Source organism: Bacillus sp. ISL-77, from assembly GCF_018613105.1.
On the sequence record NZ_JAGGQY010000046.1, the window covers coordinates 75,945 to 90,521 of the forward strand.

The window sequence follows — 14,577 nt, forward strand, 5'->3', positions numbered from 1 at the left end:
TTACAAATCCTAAAATCTTTGTTAATCTGACCGTTGTTCCAGCCAATCTCCTATTGTTGGATAAGTGACTTTTGTTGCTTTAGAGCCAAATGCTACAGATACGTGTCCGGTTGGAAGAGAAATATACGTTTTATCTTTGCTGGATATTACTTTCATTAACGCTTCCACCTGGTGCGGCAGGGCAATATGATCTCTTTCAGCAGACAGGTTGAGTACATTAGCGGTGATGTTGCTTAAGTTGACCTTTCGTCCGCGAATTTCGAGTTCCCCTTTAATCAGCTTATTTTGCTGGTAAAAATCCCGGATCCACTGACGGAAGGCTTCACCAGGAAAGGCAATTCCGTCACCTACCCATTTTTGCATTAGTTTCCAGCTTTTAATAAATTCTTCGTTGTTGGCGCGATCCACCAGACTAACATACGGTCCGTAAAAATTGGTCATTGGCTTTAACATTTTGTTTCCAAAATCGATCATTTCGGGTGGAATAACACCCAATGTATCGACAACCTTGTCGATGTCAAAATACCGCTTATCAAGGAAAGAACCAATTAAGCCTGTGTCTTCAAAATCAAATGGGCTTGTCATAAAGATGACGTTGCGAATTGGCAATTCAGGATGAAGAGCAGTAAAAATGGAAGTCATAGTGCCTCCCATACAGTAACCTAGGAGTGAAACTTCATCCGCCTGGGAAGTCCGTAATACTTTACGAACCGCACGTGGAATGTAGTCCATAATGTAGTCTTCCAGTTTCATATTTCTATCTTCCTTGCCAGGTGTTCCCCAGTCAAGAAGATACACATCAAAACCGCGGTTAACTAAATATTCAACCAAACTGAATCCTCTTGTTAAATCCAGGATATACGGTTTATTAATTAATGCATAAACCATTAGAAGTGGAATTTTATGTTTTATTGGCTGATCGGATGTGTAGCGGTATAATGTCGCTTTGTTTTTTGTCCAAATGACTTCTTTTGGTGTTGGCCCCACTTCTGGTTCGGCATCCTTCGTTAATACTTCAGCTGCTCTTTTTATTTTTGCATAATAATTTTGGTATTGCTCCGGCATTGCAGCAGAAATCTGTTCTTCTATAGTTGGGATCCTCATGATTCCTCACACCTTTCAAAGTAATGCGAATCGTATGGTGTATCCTAACGATAGGGAATGATCTCGCTACATATACAGCCCGCCGTTAATATTTAACTGCTGCCCAGTGATATAATCACCATCTTTACATAGGTAAATAACTCCTTTTGCGATTTCATCTGGCTGACCAAATCGGCGTTGCGGAACCTTAGCGACTATTGATTCGCGAATATTTTCCGGAATGGCTTTAACCATCTCTGTGTCTATAAAACCCGGGGCTATCGCATTAACCGTTACACCGCTTTTTGCAAGCTCCAGAGCAAGAGATTTTGTGTAACCAATCATTCCGGCTTTTGCTGCAGCATAATTGGTCTGCCCAAAGCCGCCAGCCTGGCCGATAATAGACGATATGTTGATGATGCGGCCCGCATCTGATTCAAGCAAATGCTGCAAAGCAAAGGAGGTTGTATTGTAAACGCTGTTTAAATTCACGTCAATAACTGTTCTCCAGTCTTCTTCACTAAGTTTTTTAAAGGACTTGTCTCTTGTGATCCCTGCATTATTAACAAGGATATCTAGTCTGCCAAAATGGTTAACAGCTTCTTTTATTAATTTTTCAGCTTCTGCTAACTTTGAAACATCTGCCTGCACAGCATAAGCTTCGCTGCCGATTTCGTTTATTTCTGCGACCACCTTTTCTGCCAGCTCATTGCGGCTGTTATAGTTGATGACTACTTTTACGCCGTTCCTTGCTAATTCCATGGAAATCGCTGCACCGATTCCTCTGCTCCCACCAGTGACAATCGCAACTTTGTTATTTAAATCTGCCATTTACACCAACCCCTTTATATAAGTTGTTGTATTAAATGTTGAAGAATTTTACAGGCTGTTTTGCTCATCCTTGTTACTTGCTGCTCTTTTGTTATTGGCACCTAATTTGTTCTTTGCTGTTCTCTTGTTTTTTGCATCCGCGGTGCTCTTTGTCATTTCTTTGTTATTGGCAGCCGTGGTAATCATTGCTGCTTTCTTGTTATCGTCAGCCGCGTTGACCTTTGCAGCTTTTTTATTATTTCCTTCAATTAGAGAATTTACTTGAGTAAGGATTTGGTTAAGTTTAGCGTCTAGACTTTTTAGTTCTTTTCCAAAATCTTTAATTTCGGATTGCAGTTCTGCATGGTTTAGTTGTTTAGCTCTCGTTTCTTCCAAAAGATCTTCTAAGTCATCAACTTTTGTATCCACATTGACGATAAGGGACGAGATTTTTGCAATGTCCGTACGGGTTGGGACATTCATCTGCTCCAAATATCGTTCTGTTGTTTCATTTAACATTTTCTGGAACAGAAGATTCATATCCAAAAGCTGCCCCATGGCCTGAGATGGAAATTGTTCTTTCATTTTTTCATCGATTAGGGTACTGGAGTGGTTAAAATAGTTTTTCCACATTTCAAACATGTCTAAGTTTTGAGTCATTTACTTTGTCTCCTCCACTATTTCCATTTTTGCTAACACTTATGGTACCCAATTAATTCTAAATAAAGTTAGGGTAAATATGTGAAGAAAAAGTATATACTTTAAACAATAACTATTTGACAAGCTTCTCATATAGGTGTAAATTACATATAGTGTTATTTATTAATTAGGAGGTTTTTTATAATGGAATTAAACAATGAGTTCGTTACTAATTTTGGTGAATCTCTATTAAACATTTGGACAAACAGTTTGGACAAGGTGACCGATTCTCAAAAAGAAATAGAAAATCTTTTGCTTCAAGCATTTACAACACAAAAAGAATCATTGGAGAAAATTGCTGAAGGAATGGACTTTATCCAAGAACAACAGAAAAAATTAATTGCTGATGTTCGTGATTATGTAAAGCAAAATGTTGATACAGTTTACGGTGAACAAGCAAGCCAAACTTTCGAAAAGTGGTATGCTCAACTAGATGAAATAAATAACCGTGTTCAACAGTTAACCTCCACTCCATACAAAGAAAGTTTAAATTTATTAAATCAGTCACAAGAGCAGTTCCAACAATCGATTAAAAATAGTATCGAACAGCAAAGAAAGATTCGTGAAGAGGCTGTAAATCAATTTAAAACTGCACAAAAAGGATTTATGGATTTATTTGAATCCAACACAAAAATGGCATTTAATTTGTTTAAGTAGAACAGCGAATTTTCGCTGTTTTTTTTACAATGTACATATAATATATTATATCCTACCACTAAAGGGACAATCTGTAACGAAAACGGTTTCCTAAAAAGCTCATCTAATGTTTTCCCCACAACCACAGTATTTTCCAAATTCCAACAACTTTTTTAATTGCCTTTTGCATATTTCGTTTAGGATAAAGCAAGGATATCAATTGGAAAGAAAAAATTTCTGGTTACCCTGTACTCTTAATTACTTTTAAGAATTTAACAGATATTTCCGTAAAATTGAAATATTTAAGGAGAGAACTCAACATGAATCAAACCGAAGTGGTTATCGTCAGTGCTGTAAGAACAGCAATTGGAAGCTTTAGTGGAAGTTTAAAAAGTGTTCCGGCAACAACATTAGGTGGAATAGTTATCAAAGGAGCCATTGAAAAAGCTGGGATCAATGTTACTCAAGTGGATGAAGTCATTATGGGGAATGTCTTACAAGCAGGACTTGGGCAAAACCCAGCAAGACAAGCTGCCATTGCTGCTGGTTTGCCTCATGAGGTATCCGCCCTAACGATTAATAAGGTATGCGGTTCAGGACTGAAAGCGGTTCATCTAGCAACACAAGCTATTCTTGCAGGGGATGCCGAAGTGGTTGTTGCCGGAGGAATGGAAAATATGAGCCAGTCTCCTTTCTTGCTTAGAGGGGCTCGCGATGGATTCAAGTTGGGAGATCAGAAATTGGTGGACAGCATGATTCACGATGGACTATGGTGTGCCTTCAATAATTATCATATGGGTATTACAGCTGAAAACCTTTCTGCAAAATATGAAATTTCTCGTGAAGAACAAGATGAATTCTCTTCATGGAGCCAGCAAAAGGCTCAAGTTGCGATCGAATCTAATCGCTTTGCAGATGAAATTGTTCCTGTTGAAGTGCCGGGCCGTAAAGGACAAGTAACAGTATTCGCTCAAGACGAATTTCCTCGTGCTGGAACAACTGCAGAAGGGTTGGGAAAGCTTCGCCCAGCCTTTAACAAAGAAGGATCCGTCACAGCTGGAAATGCTTCTGGAATAAACGATGGGGCAGCAGCATTTGTTATCATGAGTCGTAAAAAAGCAGATGAATTAGGAATTAAACCGTTAGTTACCGTAAAAGCGAATGCAGGTGGGGGCGTGGATCCAAGCATTATGGGAATCGGCCCGGTTACAGCTGTAAAAAAGGTTTTAAAAAAGGCTTCTTTAACATTACAAGATATGGATTTAATTGAAGCGAACGAAGCTTTTGCCGCTCAATCAATTGCAGTGGATCGCGAACTTCACTTTGATAAAGAAAAATTAAATGTAAATGGCGGCGCAATTGCGTTAGGTCATCCAATTGGTGCCAGCGGAGCACGCATTTTAGTTACTCTCATTCACGAAATGCTAAAACGTGATAGCCGCATGGGATTAGCAACACTTTGTATTGGCGGAGGCCAAGGAGTAGCCACCATTGTGGAACGTAATTAAAATATAATTCAACAATTTGATTTTTTTCAATGCTGGCCTCCAAATATCCTTATCTTGCTCTCATATTTTGGAATATTTAATACTTCTATCATTCTGGGAAAAGATACTAGTCAGATGAAGTTAAATGATATTATTCAAGACTTGGTTCATGTTATTGAAAAAAAAATGAAGGCGTAAATAGTTATCATGGATAAGAACTAGAATAATGCTTTATTTTGGAAGGTAAAGACTGTATTTCGTTCTGCTATTAATTCTATTAAATAAGAGAAATTTTTTTGTTTTACCCAAAAAGTTAGACAGGAATTTTCTATTATACCCCCCCCTAACACAAAACTATAATTCTATAGGGTGTGGTTTGGGCGGGGATACTTTTTGTGGCAGGTCCGTATATAACAATTAGATCTCTGTTCGCAGGGGTTCTTGAAAAGAGTTGCCCAATACCTCCATTACTTTAAAAAGATAATGCATAAAGCGAACCATTAGTAGAGGCTAATTAACTTTGTTCCAAGTATGGCTGTTGCCAATCTTGTGGATATAAATTGAGTGCCATTCCATGTTAAAAGGTTTTCGACATATCCTAATGTATCCGAATTAGAAATACCAATAATTCTTTGAAAAACAAGTAAATCATAACTCGTGACTTTTTGATCCGTAACAATTGGATTTAAAGCACCAGCAGAAAGGACCTCGCCTTGAACTTGTTGTTTTAATTTTCCATTTCCATGGTAAAGCTGAGATAGGTAATCATAGCCTTTATAGCTAATGTCTAGAGTGAAAAGAAGGTCTAACGAAGGACTTCCTACACTTACTTTATAAAGATCTTCATAATTGACTTTGAATGTATAGCTATTATTATATTTTTCAAAATCAAACAATAGGAGTGGAATATTATTTCTGAAGGAGTAAATATAGAAAATACCGTACCCCCCGCTTCCTCCTTTATTCAATACTTACCAGAATTTCCAATATATTATCTTTAGAAAAATCCCCAAGGAAGAGCTTAGCATTGTATCCAGCATTATTTTGAAGATTAATTGTTGAAATCTGGTTAGAACGCCCATCTTGAATTACAAGTGTAATATGATCTGCGAAGATTTCGGTTTCAACGTTTTTTCTTCCATATAAATAGATGTAATCAATTATACCGTCACCTGTAACGTCACCTTGCTTCATGTCAAGCAACACTTCGTTTCCAGAATAAGTATAGTTACCATATGATTGTTCTTGGAATTGCCTGTACAAATAACTCCCCACAATAAACATTTGGCAATTACTTGGTGTACCATATGCAGGTTAATACCTATATGACACCATAATGTTAAGAAAATGTTCTGTATAGTAATGTTAAGGGGATTCAAAATGTGAAAAAATGAGTATTTAAGGGTTTGAAGAAATCTATATTAGTTGGTCAGAAATATGCCAAATTGATTGTAATAAAAACCATTATGCGATATATTGGTTTTATGGAAAAAGACATGATAAAACCAATTAAACGTTTGTCGTTTAGAGATGAAGTATATCAAACTTTAAAAAGGTCGATTATTACCTTGGAATTACAACCAGAAGAACGCCTAAATGACAAAGAATTAGCAGAGAAGTTTGGAATTAGTCGTACTCCAGTTAGGGAAGCATTAAAACGACTTGAAGACGAAGGACTTGTTGAGTCACTACCAGGATCTTCTACTCGCGTAGCACCATTAAAGTTAGAGGAGGCGAAACATGCTTTTACGGTTGTAGCAGCTTTACATGCTTTAGCTGCTCGACTTGCAAATCCTTTATTGAAGGAAACGGATATTGAAGAATTAGAATTTAGCAATAAGACTTTGAGAGTAGCCATTGAAAAAGGTGATGTGATTAAGGCCATTGAAGCAGATCGAGCTTTTCATAAGGTTTTCCTAGATGCGGCTGCTAACCCTGAAATTGCCTTGGCATTGGAACGTATCATACCTAAAATTCAACGATTAGAAATCTCACAATTTATTTCGCTCAAAGGGTTAAAATCGGTAGAACAGCACGATCAAATTATATCATCTTGTAAAAATCAAGAACATGAAAGAGTAGTCCGTCTTGTTGAAGAAAACTGGCTAAGTCTTGGCGAACTATTAACACACCAAACGGAGCCGAGGTGAGTTCAGTTGAAATCAATATTAATAGGTATATGTGCAGCTTTCTTTTTTGCATTTACATTTGTTCTTAATGCATCTATGGAGCTGTCTGGTGGTAGTTGGATTTGGAGTGCCTCGCTCCGATATATTTGTATGGTTCCATTCCTATTGTGTATTGTAATCGTGAGAAAAAATCTAGGGTCACTCTTAAAGGAAATGAGAAAAAAACCAGGAAAATGGATGTTATGGAGCTTTGTTGGTTTCGGGTTATTCTATGCTCCATTATGTTTTGCCTCTGCTTATTCACCTGGTTGGCTGATCGCTGGTACATGGCAAATTACGATTATTTCTGGTGCATTACTTGCACCGTTATTTTTTGAAACGAAACACACAAAGAATGGTCCATTACAAGTAAGAGGGAAGATTTCCTTTAGAGGTCTAATCATGTCAATGATCATTCTGTTAGGCATTGTTCTCATGCAAATGGAACATGCAAAGCTACTTTCTTTAGAAAATCTATTATTGGGAGTTGTCCCGATTCTAATCGCATCATTTGCCTATCCTTTAGGGAATCGGAAAATGATGGATGTTTGTGAAGGGCGTTTAGATGCATATCAACGAGTCTTAGGTATGACATTAGCAAGTCTTCCATTCTGGTTTTTACTTTCCTTGTATGGCTTGTTTACCGTTGGAGTACCAAGTGGAGGGCAAAGTCTTCAATCGTTAATGGTAGGACTTTTTTCAGGAGTCATTGCGACTGTCTTATTTTTCATGGCTACAGATATGGTAAGAGGAAATATGCAAAAGTTAGCTGCTGTTGAAGCAACGCAATCAATGGAAGTGGTTTTTGCATTAGTGGGGGAACTAATATTTCTATCTATACCTCTTCCTTCTACATTATCCTGGGGCGGGATTTTGATCGTTATCTTTGGTATGGTTTTGCATAGCTATGTTTCAAATAAAAGAGTGGAAAGTTATTTAAATCAGTCAGTTAATTTAAACTAAATAAAGGATGCGATGCTGAAAGAAGGCATCGCTTTTTCACAATGAAATTTTCATCGGTTTCCTAGTAGTCAACCAATTGCAGGGCAATATAAAAAGCATTTTTATTATGAACCGAAAGAATTTCCTAGTGTATATAGTTGGTAATAAAATTTATCCCATACAATTTGTGGGATTTTTTTATTTTTCTTCATAGCTTGCAAAAAGCGAATTGCGACGTTCTGGGCATCGGAAGGCAAATAAAGGCATACCATCCGAACATTTGGAAGTCTATAAATTGGCGCAAAGACTTTCCGGAAATGTCGATCGAACCGAATTTCGACGTGCAGATCCTTAACTCGGAAGAATAATAGCTCGGGTGGGAGCGTACTCAGATTGGAGAACGCGTCCAATGAATGACCCATATTTTTAAGTTAAAAACTATAAAACGTTAGCAAGGATAAAAGAAAAGATGTAATGATTATGGCGAGAAGTGGACGTATTGCTTTCGAACGTAATTCTTTAAAGCTAATATTTAATCCTAAGCCGGTCATAGACATCGTTAATAAAAATGAAGTAAAAACTGCAATATCTGACATAAGTTTTTTTGATACTACAACCTCATTACCGATAATATAGCTCCCCACAAAACTCATACCGATAAATCCAATTAAAAACCATGGAAACTCGAATTTTGCGTCACCCTCTATTTTTCTTTTCTTTTTCATCCAAAACATTAGGACAAAACAAAGTGGAATTAATAGAAACACACGTGCAAGTTTGGCGAGTAAAGCGTTCGCTAGAGCATCCTGGCCAGCAGGCGTAGCTGCTAAAGCAACGTGGCCGATCTCATGAAGGCTGATTCCAACCCAATTCCCGTAGTCTATAGGACTAATAGGTAATAAAGGAAATAGTAAAGTATAGATAATTGAAAAAACTGTTCCTACTAATGCGATGATGCCGACCCCCATAGCTGTATCTTCATCTTTTGCTTTTATAATTGGCGATACGGCTGCGATCGCAGCGGCACCACATATGCCTGTTCCAACACTTAATAATAAAGAAAGATTAAGATCTGCTTTGAGCCATTTGGCAAGTATCATCAGAACAACGATTGAAAAAATGATTGTTACGGCTCCTCTTAGCAATAGTGGAAAACCCTGATGAAATATGCCGATCATGTTAAGCTTTAAACCATAAAGAATGATGGCCAATCTTAGCAGTTTTTTGGATGAAAATTGAATACCAGTACGTAATCTCTCTGGGTATCCAAACACTTGTCTATAAACCAAAGCAAGTAAAATGGCACATGCAAGTGCTCCTATATGATTTAGACCTGGCAATGTCGCCAAAAGAAACCCGCACATGGCTATAATCATTGTAAAACCAATTCCAAATATCCAAGAAACATTGAGCTTTTTTTCTGATTTTTTTTGCTCATTAGGACTGGAGAATATTAATGCTTTCTGTTCCAATGGTTTTCATCCCCTCATTTGCATTATTTAAATTTATCCTAACGAATGTTTTACAATAAGGAAAATAAATGATTATTATAGTTATAATAAGTAAAAACGATATAGAGTAGGTGGACACATTGGATCAACTATTATCAGTATTTATATCTGTAGCGGATAAAAGAAACTTCTCTAGAGCAGCGGAAGAGCTTCATATGACGCAGCCTGCCGTTAGCCAGCAAATTCAACAGTTAGAAAAATATATAGGTGCAAAGCTGCTATTAAGGACAAACAAAAATGTACAGCTCACTAAAGCAGGTGAAATTGTCTATTTACATGCTAAAGAAATAACAGCTTTATATAAAAGAATGTCTATGTTAGTGAATGAATTAAATAATGAGCCAACAGGACTATTAAAAATTGGTGCCAGCTATACTTTTGGTGAATATGTTTTACCGCATATACTTGCAACAATGAAGTATCGATTTCCTAATATCATTCCTTCGGTACAGATTGGCAACACAAGAGATATAGCAAAAGCAATCTTAAGTCATGAGATTGATGTAGGAATTGTAGAAGGTGAGATATCTCATCGAAATATATATATTAAAACAGTTTCAACGGACCAAATGTATATCGTAGCAGGAGGGAAATATCCAATTTCAATTTATTTCAATAAGGAAGTTACACAAAGACAGGTAGAACAAGAGAATTGGATTGTTCGTGAAGAAGGTTCTGGAACAAGAGATGCAACAGAAAAATTATTTGAAACTTTGCAAATACGTCCTACTAGGTTAATGGAGTTCGGCAGCACACAACTAATTAAAGAAGCAGTCGAAGCGGGGCTTGGTATTAGTTATTTATCTGAACTTACGGTTAAAAAAGAAAGGCTACTTGGTACCATTCAAGTATTAAATGTTAAAGGGACACCGATAAAAAGAAATTTTTCCGTTATTACAGAAACTGTCGACTTACATACGAAAACTATGAACTTATTTATTGAGTTAATTGAAGATTATCTAAAGAATCAATAAGAGCAATAGCCCTAATTAAATCATAAATCATTAAAGATATAAAAAAGACAAAGCCGGAACCAGCAGGAAGACCGCTTGTAAGGGGGGACTTACCATTGATTCGGTCTCTGAATTATTTTGAAGTATGTTTCTTTTAATATGGTAAGGGTGAATAGAGGATAAGTTTATGAAGGACTCTAAATAAGACCGATTGCGTTTAAGTATGACACATGAAGGGAATTGGTTAATCGTAATGTGGAGAAATTGGACATACTACCAGAAAACTGCATTTCGCATTGTTATCATATATATGGCGATTAGCGTTTTGTGGGTTTTGTTATCCGATTGGGTATTGATATATTTCTTTAAGTCAGAAGTAAAGTGGCTGCAAAATGCAAAGGGTTCTTTTTATATATTGTTAAGTGGATTTCTATATTACTACTTAATTCAAAAGGGGATTAAAGCGGCTATAGAAAATCAACAGCAATATCGGCTGATTGTTGAAAATGCATCCGAATTAATCACTATCCTAGATAGGAATGGAAAAATAATGTATGCCTCTCCCTCTTTTCAAAAAATCGTTGGTTATTCTTCCAAAGAATGCGAAGGGAAATTCGTTTTTGAGTTTATTCATAGGGAAGATCGCGTTAAAACACTGAAAACATTACATACTAGAGTGCTAAATAAAATTAGTGATCAAGTTGAAATTAAGTTGATACATAAAGATGGTCATATAGTAGTAGTCGAGACGAAAGGTATCCCTAATACTGAAAAAAATGGGGAAGTGGAACAAATAGTGCTGCTGGCCCATGATATAACAGAACGAAAAAAGAACGAAGAAAAAATAAAACATCTGGCATATCATGATACATTAACAGGATTGCTAAACAGAAATAATTTTCGCGATTGTTTTAAAGAATCTATTGCTCGTGCTGAAAAGGCTAAGCAAATGTTAGCTGTCTTATTTATTGATTTAGACAGATTTAAAGTGGTCAATGATACGTTTGGGCATAGTGTAGGTGATATTTTATTAAAACAAACAGCAGAAAAACTTATGAGTTCTGTAAGTAAAAATGATTTAATCTGCCGTCAGGGTGGAGATGAATTTATTCTCTTATTAAATAACACCACTAAAGAGGAAACAGAACGAACAGCAAATAAGATTCATGAAACATTGTCTTCTCCTTTTGTTTTATCAGGCAACGAAGTGTTTATTACTCCAAGTATTGGAATTAGCTTCTATCCTTCGGATGGACTTGAGGTGGAAGGTCTAATTAAAAATGCAGATATGGCGATGTATGATGCTAAAAGTAAGGGTAAAAACAATTATCAGTTTTATAGCCTTAATAAAGCGGAAACCAACATTAGAAAGGTGCAATTAGAAAATAAGTTAAGAAAAGCGTTACAGGAGCAGGCGTTTCGGTTGTATTACCAGCCTGAAATTAATATCCATATCCATAAAGTTACGGGCTTTGAAGCTTTGATTCGATGGAATGATTTAGAGGAAGGCTTCATTTCGCCTAGTGAATTTATTCCGATAGCTGAGGAAACAGGTTTAATTGTTCCTATTGGGAATTGGGTCCTCTGGGAAGCTTGCAGGCAGAATAAACTTTGGCAAGAGACGGGATATCCACCTGTTGTTATATGTGTAAATATCTCTATTCGACAGTTTTTAGATATAGATTTTTTGGATACGGTAAAAACAATTTTAAAAGAGACCAACCTTGAACCAAAATATTTGAACCTTGAAATAACAGAATCGATCGCAATGGTTGATGTCCAAAAAACGATAGAAATATTGAATAAATTAAGATCAATGGGTATTCATTTAACATTAGACGACTTTGGAACGGGTTTTTCTTCGCTAAGTTATTTAAGTAAATTGCCCCTTGATTTTGTTAAAATTGATCAATCATTTGTTAGAGTCTTACCTGAATATGAACAGAATAAAAACATTGTGAAGGCGATCATTCAAGTGGCTCATAGTTTAAACAAATATGTAATTGCAGAAGGCGTTGAAACGAAGGAGCAATTAGATTTCCTTCGGTTACAACAATGTGACCAAGTTCAAGGATATTACTTTAGCCAAGCTTTACCAGCAAACCAAGCGGAGGATTTTTTAATAAATTTTAACAAGGGTATTGGGGTCTGACCCCCAGCCCTTAAAGCTTTAAAGCCCTGGGGGTAACCATTGAATTAAAAGTGCACGTTAGTAATAAGATTGCATCCTTTTTTCAAGGGTGCTTTTTTTGGGGGGTTAGAGACTTACCAGCCTAATCAAAATGTTGATTTACCAAGTTTTCCTTATGTATATTCATTTAATCAATCTAATGAATACCTAGAGGTATGTAAGTTTCGCTTGAATGTTCTTTATCAAGAAAGTATCTGTCGTTAATAAAGCGCTTGTACTTCTCCTTTTAAAGTGGGCAATAGGAACCTGTGTAGTCATGATTTTTGTTGCTCTACTTACAGGAGATATTTCTTATAGGGGGACTATCTAAGTGGTATTAAAACGGAAACGATATACCTGTAATGGTGGGAAAATATTTTATTATGATATGAGTTTCTAAACAAGGAGCCTTACCAAAATAAAAAGCTTGATTCTTGAAGCTTTTTTTCTATTTAATTCTAAGGATTGAAACAATTCAGAGAACAACCCGAAAGTAGGCTTCCTTGTCGTATAATAGTCATAGGATTGAAAAAATATACATTCAATTTTCGGAAAATTATAAATATTTAATCGGACCTGTAGATAATAACCAAACTTTCGCACCTAGATGATCATATGACCTAACTTAAAGTAACATCAATTAACACTAGGAGGAGCTATTTTGTCATTAAGCCATGAGATTGTACATGCCATTCGTCAAAGACAGAAACGAGGATTGCCAGAGGAAATTCGTGAAAAGGTGATTCTTCATTTATGCGATACAATTGCCATTTCCTTAGCTTCTTATAAAGGAGCACCTATCGCTTTAAAATCTATAGCGGGTCTTTCTATTGGTGTAAAAGGTGGGGCAGGTCGAGTAATAGGAAGTGAGCATCGATTACCTCCCGCCTATGCTGCATTTGCTAATACGGCTTTAGCACATGCTTTAGACTATGATGATATCAATGATTTAGCTAGAATCCATCCAACCCCTGTTACATTAGCTGCCGCATTAGCAGCTGCTGACGCTGAGGATTCAAGGAGCACGGATCTTATTACTGCAGTTGCCCTAGGAAACGAGTTATTGTGTCGACTGGGATATGCAATCGAACCCAGGGGTACTGGTACGGATTCCAAATGGTTCTTAAGTCAACTGTTTGGTTATTTAGGTGCCGCCATAACTGCTGGACTGGTCCTTGGATTAGATGATAATGAGTTAGTTCATGCCTTGGGACTGGCATATATGCAAGTAGCTGGCGGTAAAGAGCCAGGTGTTGGGACTGGTTCCCAAGCTAGATCCATTTATCCGGCCTTTTCATCAATGGGAGGTGTTCAAGCAGCATTTTTGGCCCGAGAAGGGGTGACAGCACCTGCAAGTTGTCTGGATGGGAAGACGGGCCTCTTTCTAAATTATTTTGGGAAGAATTTAAATGAAAAACAACGAAGCGTATTATTGGACTCTGAAACATGGGCGTTTTCCGATACATCTATTAAACTTTATCCTAGCTGTCGTTACTCACATCCCTTTATTAACTCTGCCCTTGTACTTAGGACCCATTGTAGGCATGATGAAATTGACCAAATTGTGATAGGGGTAAATGAAACAGCGAATATATTATGTCAACCACTTGAGGATCGTTGTCATCCTAAAACATTACAGGATGCTAAATTTAGTATCCCCTTTATTGTGGCATTTACATTTGTGCATGGGAGTGTTCACTTGAATAATTTGACGGAGAGGGCCCTTATGGATACCGAAGTGTTAGATTTATCTAATCGTATAAAAATTGAGCAAACACAGGCTGATACGCCTGGAATTCCTTTAGGTGATATTAAGATAGTAACCGCCAAAGGTACAAAAAGACATATAGAACTAATTCACCCTGAAACATCTTTTGATGAAGTTAAGAAGAAATTTATCGAATGTTGTCAATATGCAAACGTAGCCGATCCTGAAGTGCTATGGGATAAGTTAAGCCATAATCTAGATTTTGATGAAGTGAATAGATTACCAATGATAATTCAATAGTTCTTTAGGGTCAGGCCCCCAATCGAGTAAAGCATTACTCCTTTGGGAGACGGACCCTTTTTGTCGTTGACTGACTCCAAATCTCTATGCAGACAACATTATATCAAGAA

14 protein-coding genes are annotated in these 14,577 nt (G+C 36.8%); 8 read left to right on the top strand and 6 right to left on the bottom strand.

What is annotated here, in order from left to right; translation table 11 throughout:
- Positions 1-21 precede the first annotated feature (21 nt).
- The 3 genes from phaC to J7E77_RS18955 all read right to left on the bottom strand — a co-directional run bounded on the left by phaC (position 22) and on the right by J7E77_RS18955 (position 2,553).
- Entirely contained in the window at positions 22-1,104 is a 1,083-nt protein-coding gene (gene phaC, locus J7E77_RS18945; RefSeq protein ID WP_214716409.1) for a class III poly(R)-hydroxyalkanoic acid synthase subunit PhaC, read from the bottom strand.
- Between the two features lie 66 nt (positions 1,105-1,170).
- Positions 1,171-1,914 carry a 3-oxoacyl-ACP reductase gene (locus tag J7E77_RS18950; protein ID WP_214716410.1) on the bottom strand — a complete coding sequence of 248 codons (744 nt, stop codon included), beginning with the start codon at positions 1,912-1,914 and terminating at the stop codon, positions 1,171-1,173.
- A gap of 48 nt (positions 1,915-1,962) precedes the next feature.
- Positions 1,963-2,553: a hypothetical protein gene (locus J7E77_RS18955; RefSeq protein WP_214716412.1), complete on the bottom strand. Its 591-nt coding sequence runs from the start codon at positions 2,551-2,553 to the stop codon at positions 1,963-1,965.
- 183 nt (positions 2,554-2,736) lie between these two features.
- On the opposite strand from J7E77_RS18955, the gene J7E77_RS18960 reads away from it, so the two are divergent.
- Both J7E77_RS18960 and J7E77_RS18965 read left to right on the top strand, forming a co-directional pair.
- Positions 2,737-3,249: a hypothetical protein gene (locus J7E77_RS18960; RefSeq protein WP_214716414.1), complete on the top strand. Its 513-nt coding sequence runs from the start codon at positions 2,737-2,739 to the stop codon at positions 3,247-3,249.
- A gap of 299 nt (positions 3,250-3,548) precedes the next feature.
- The gene (locus J7E77_RS18965; protein WP_214716416.1) at positions 3,549-4,736 is read left to right on the top strand and encodes an acetyl-CoA C-acetyltransferase; all 1,188 of its coding nucleotides are present in this window, start codon (positions 3,549-3,551) and stop codon (positions 4,734-4,736) included.
- Positions 4,737-5,215: 479 nt separating this feature from the next.
- Here J7E77_RS18965 and J7E77_RS30770 read toward each other — a convergent pair whose 3' ends face one another.
- The gene (locus tag J7E77_RS30770) at positions 5,216-5,683 is read right to left on the bottom strand and encodes a hypothetical protein (RefSeq protein ID WP_251026651.1); all 468 of its coding nucleotides are present in this window, start codon (positions 5,681-5,683) and stop codon (positions 5,216-5,218) included.
- The gene (locus J7E77_RS30775) at positions 5,676-5,909 is read right to left on the bottom strand and encodes a hypothetical protein (protein WP_251028117.1); all 234 of its coding nucleotides are present in this window, start codon (positions 5,907-5,909) and stop codon (positions 5,676-5,678) included. The genes J7E77_RS30770 and J7E77_RS30775 overlap by 8 nt, the downstream gene beginning before the upstream one ends.
- A gap of 290 nt (positions 5,910-6,199) precedes the next feature.
- Here J7E77_RS30775 and J7E77_RS18975 point away from each other — a divergent pair, with 290 nt between their 5' ends.
- The 3 genes from J7E77_RS18975 (at position 6,200) to J7E77_RS18985 (ending at position 8,193) form a co-directional block, all read left to right on the top strand.
- Positions 6,200-6,865 (top strand): GntR family transcriptional regulator, encoded by a 666-nt coding sequence (locus J7E77_RS18975; RefSeq protein WP_214716485.1) that lies wholly within the window; start codon positions 6,200-6,202, stop codon positions 6,863-6,865.
- 6 nt (positions 6,866-6,871) lie between these two features.
- Positions 6,872-7,846: a DMT family transporter gene (locus tag J7E77_RS18980; RefSeq protein ID WP_214716418.1), complete on the top strand. Its 975-nt coding sequence runs from the start codon at positions 6,872-6,874 to the stop codon at positions 7,844-7,846.
- A gap of 194 nt (positions 7,847-8,040) precedes the next feature.
- Positions 8,041-8,193 carry a Ger(x)C family spore germination C-terminal domain-containing protein gene (locus J7E77_RS18985; protein ID WP_251028122.1) on the top strand — a complete coding sequence of 51 codons (153 nt, stop codon included), beginning with the start codon at positions 8,041-8,043 and terminating at the stop codon, positions 8,191-8,193.
- Positions 8,194-8,256: 63 nt separating this feature from the next.
- On the opposite strand, the gene J7E77_RS18990 is transcribed toward J7E77_RS18985, so the two are convergent.
- Positions 8,257-9,297, bottom strand: coding sequence for a YeiH family protein (locus tag J7E77_RS18990; protein WP_285290614.1), 1,041 nt, complete (start codon positions 9,295-9,297; stop codon positions 8,257-8,259).
- Between the two features lie 119 nt (positions 9,298-9,416).
- On the opposite strand from J7E77_RS18990, the gene J7E77_RS18995 reads away from it, so the two are divergent.
- From J7E77_RS18995 to J7E77_RS19005, 3 genes are all read left to right on the top strand, one after another.
- Positions 9,417-10,310 (top strand): LysR family transcriptional regulator, encoded by an 894-nt coding sequence (locus tag J7E77_RS18995; RefSeq protein ID WP_214716422.1) that lies wholly within the window; start codon positions 9,417-9,419, stop codon positions 10,308-10,310.
- Between the two features lie 304 nt (positions 10,311-10,614).
- Complete coding sequence (locus J7E77_RS19000) at positions 10,615-12,441, top strand: sensor domain-containing protein (protein WP_214716423.1); 1,827 nt, start codon at positions 10,615-10,617, stop codon at positions 12,439-12,441.
- A 679-nt stretch (positions 12,442-13,120) separates the two neighbouring features.
- Complete coding sequence (locus J7E77_RS19005) at positions 13,121-14,467, top strand: MmgE/PrpD family protein (RefSeq protein ID WP_214716424.1); 1,347 nt, start codon at positions 13,121-13,123, stop codon at positions 14,465-14,467.
- The last annotated feature ends 110 nt before the right edge of the window (positions 14,468-14,577 follow it).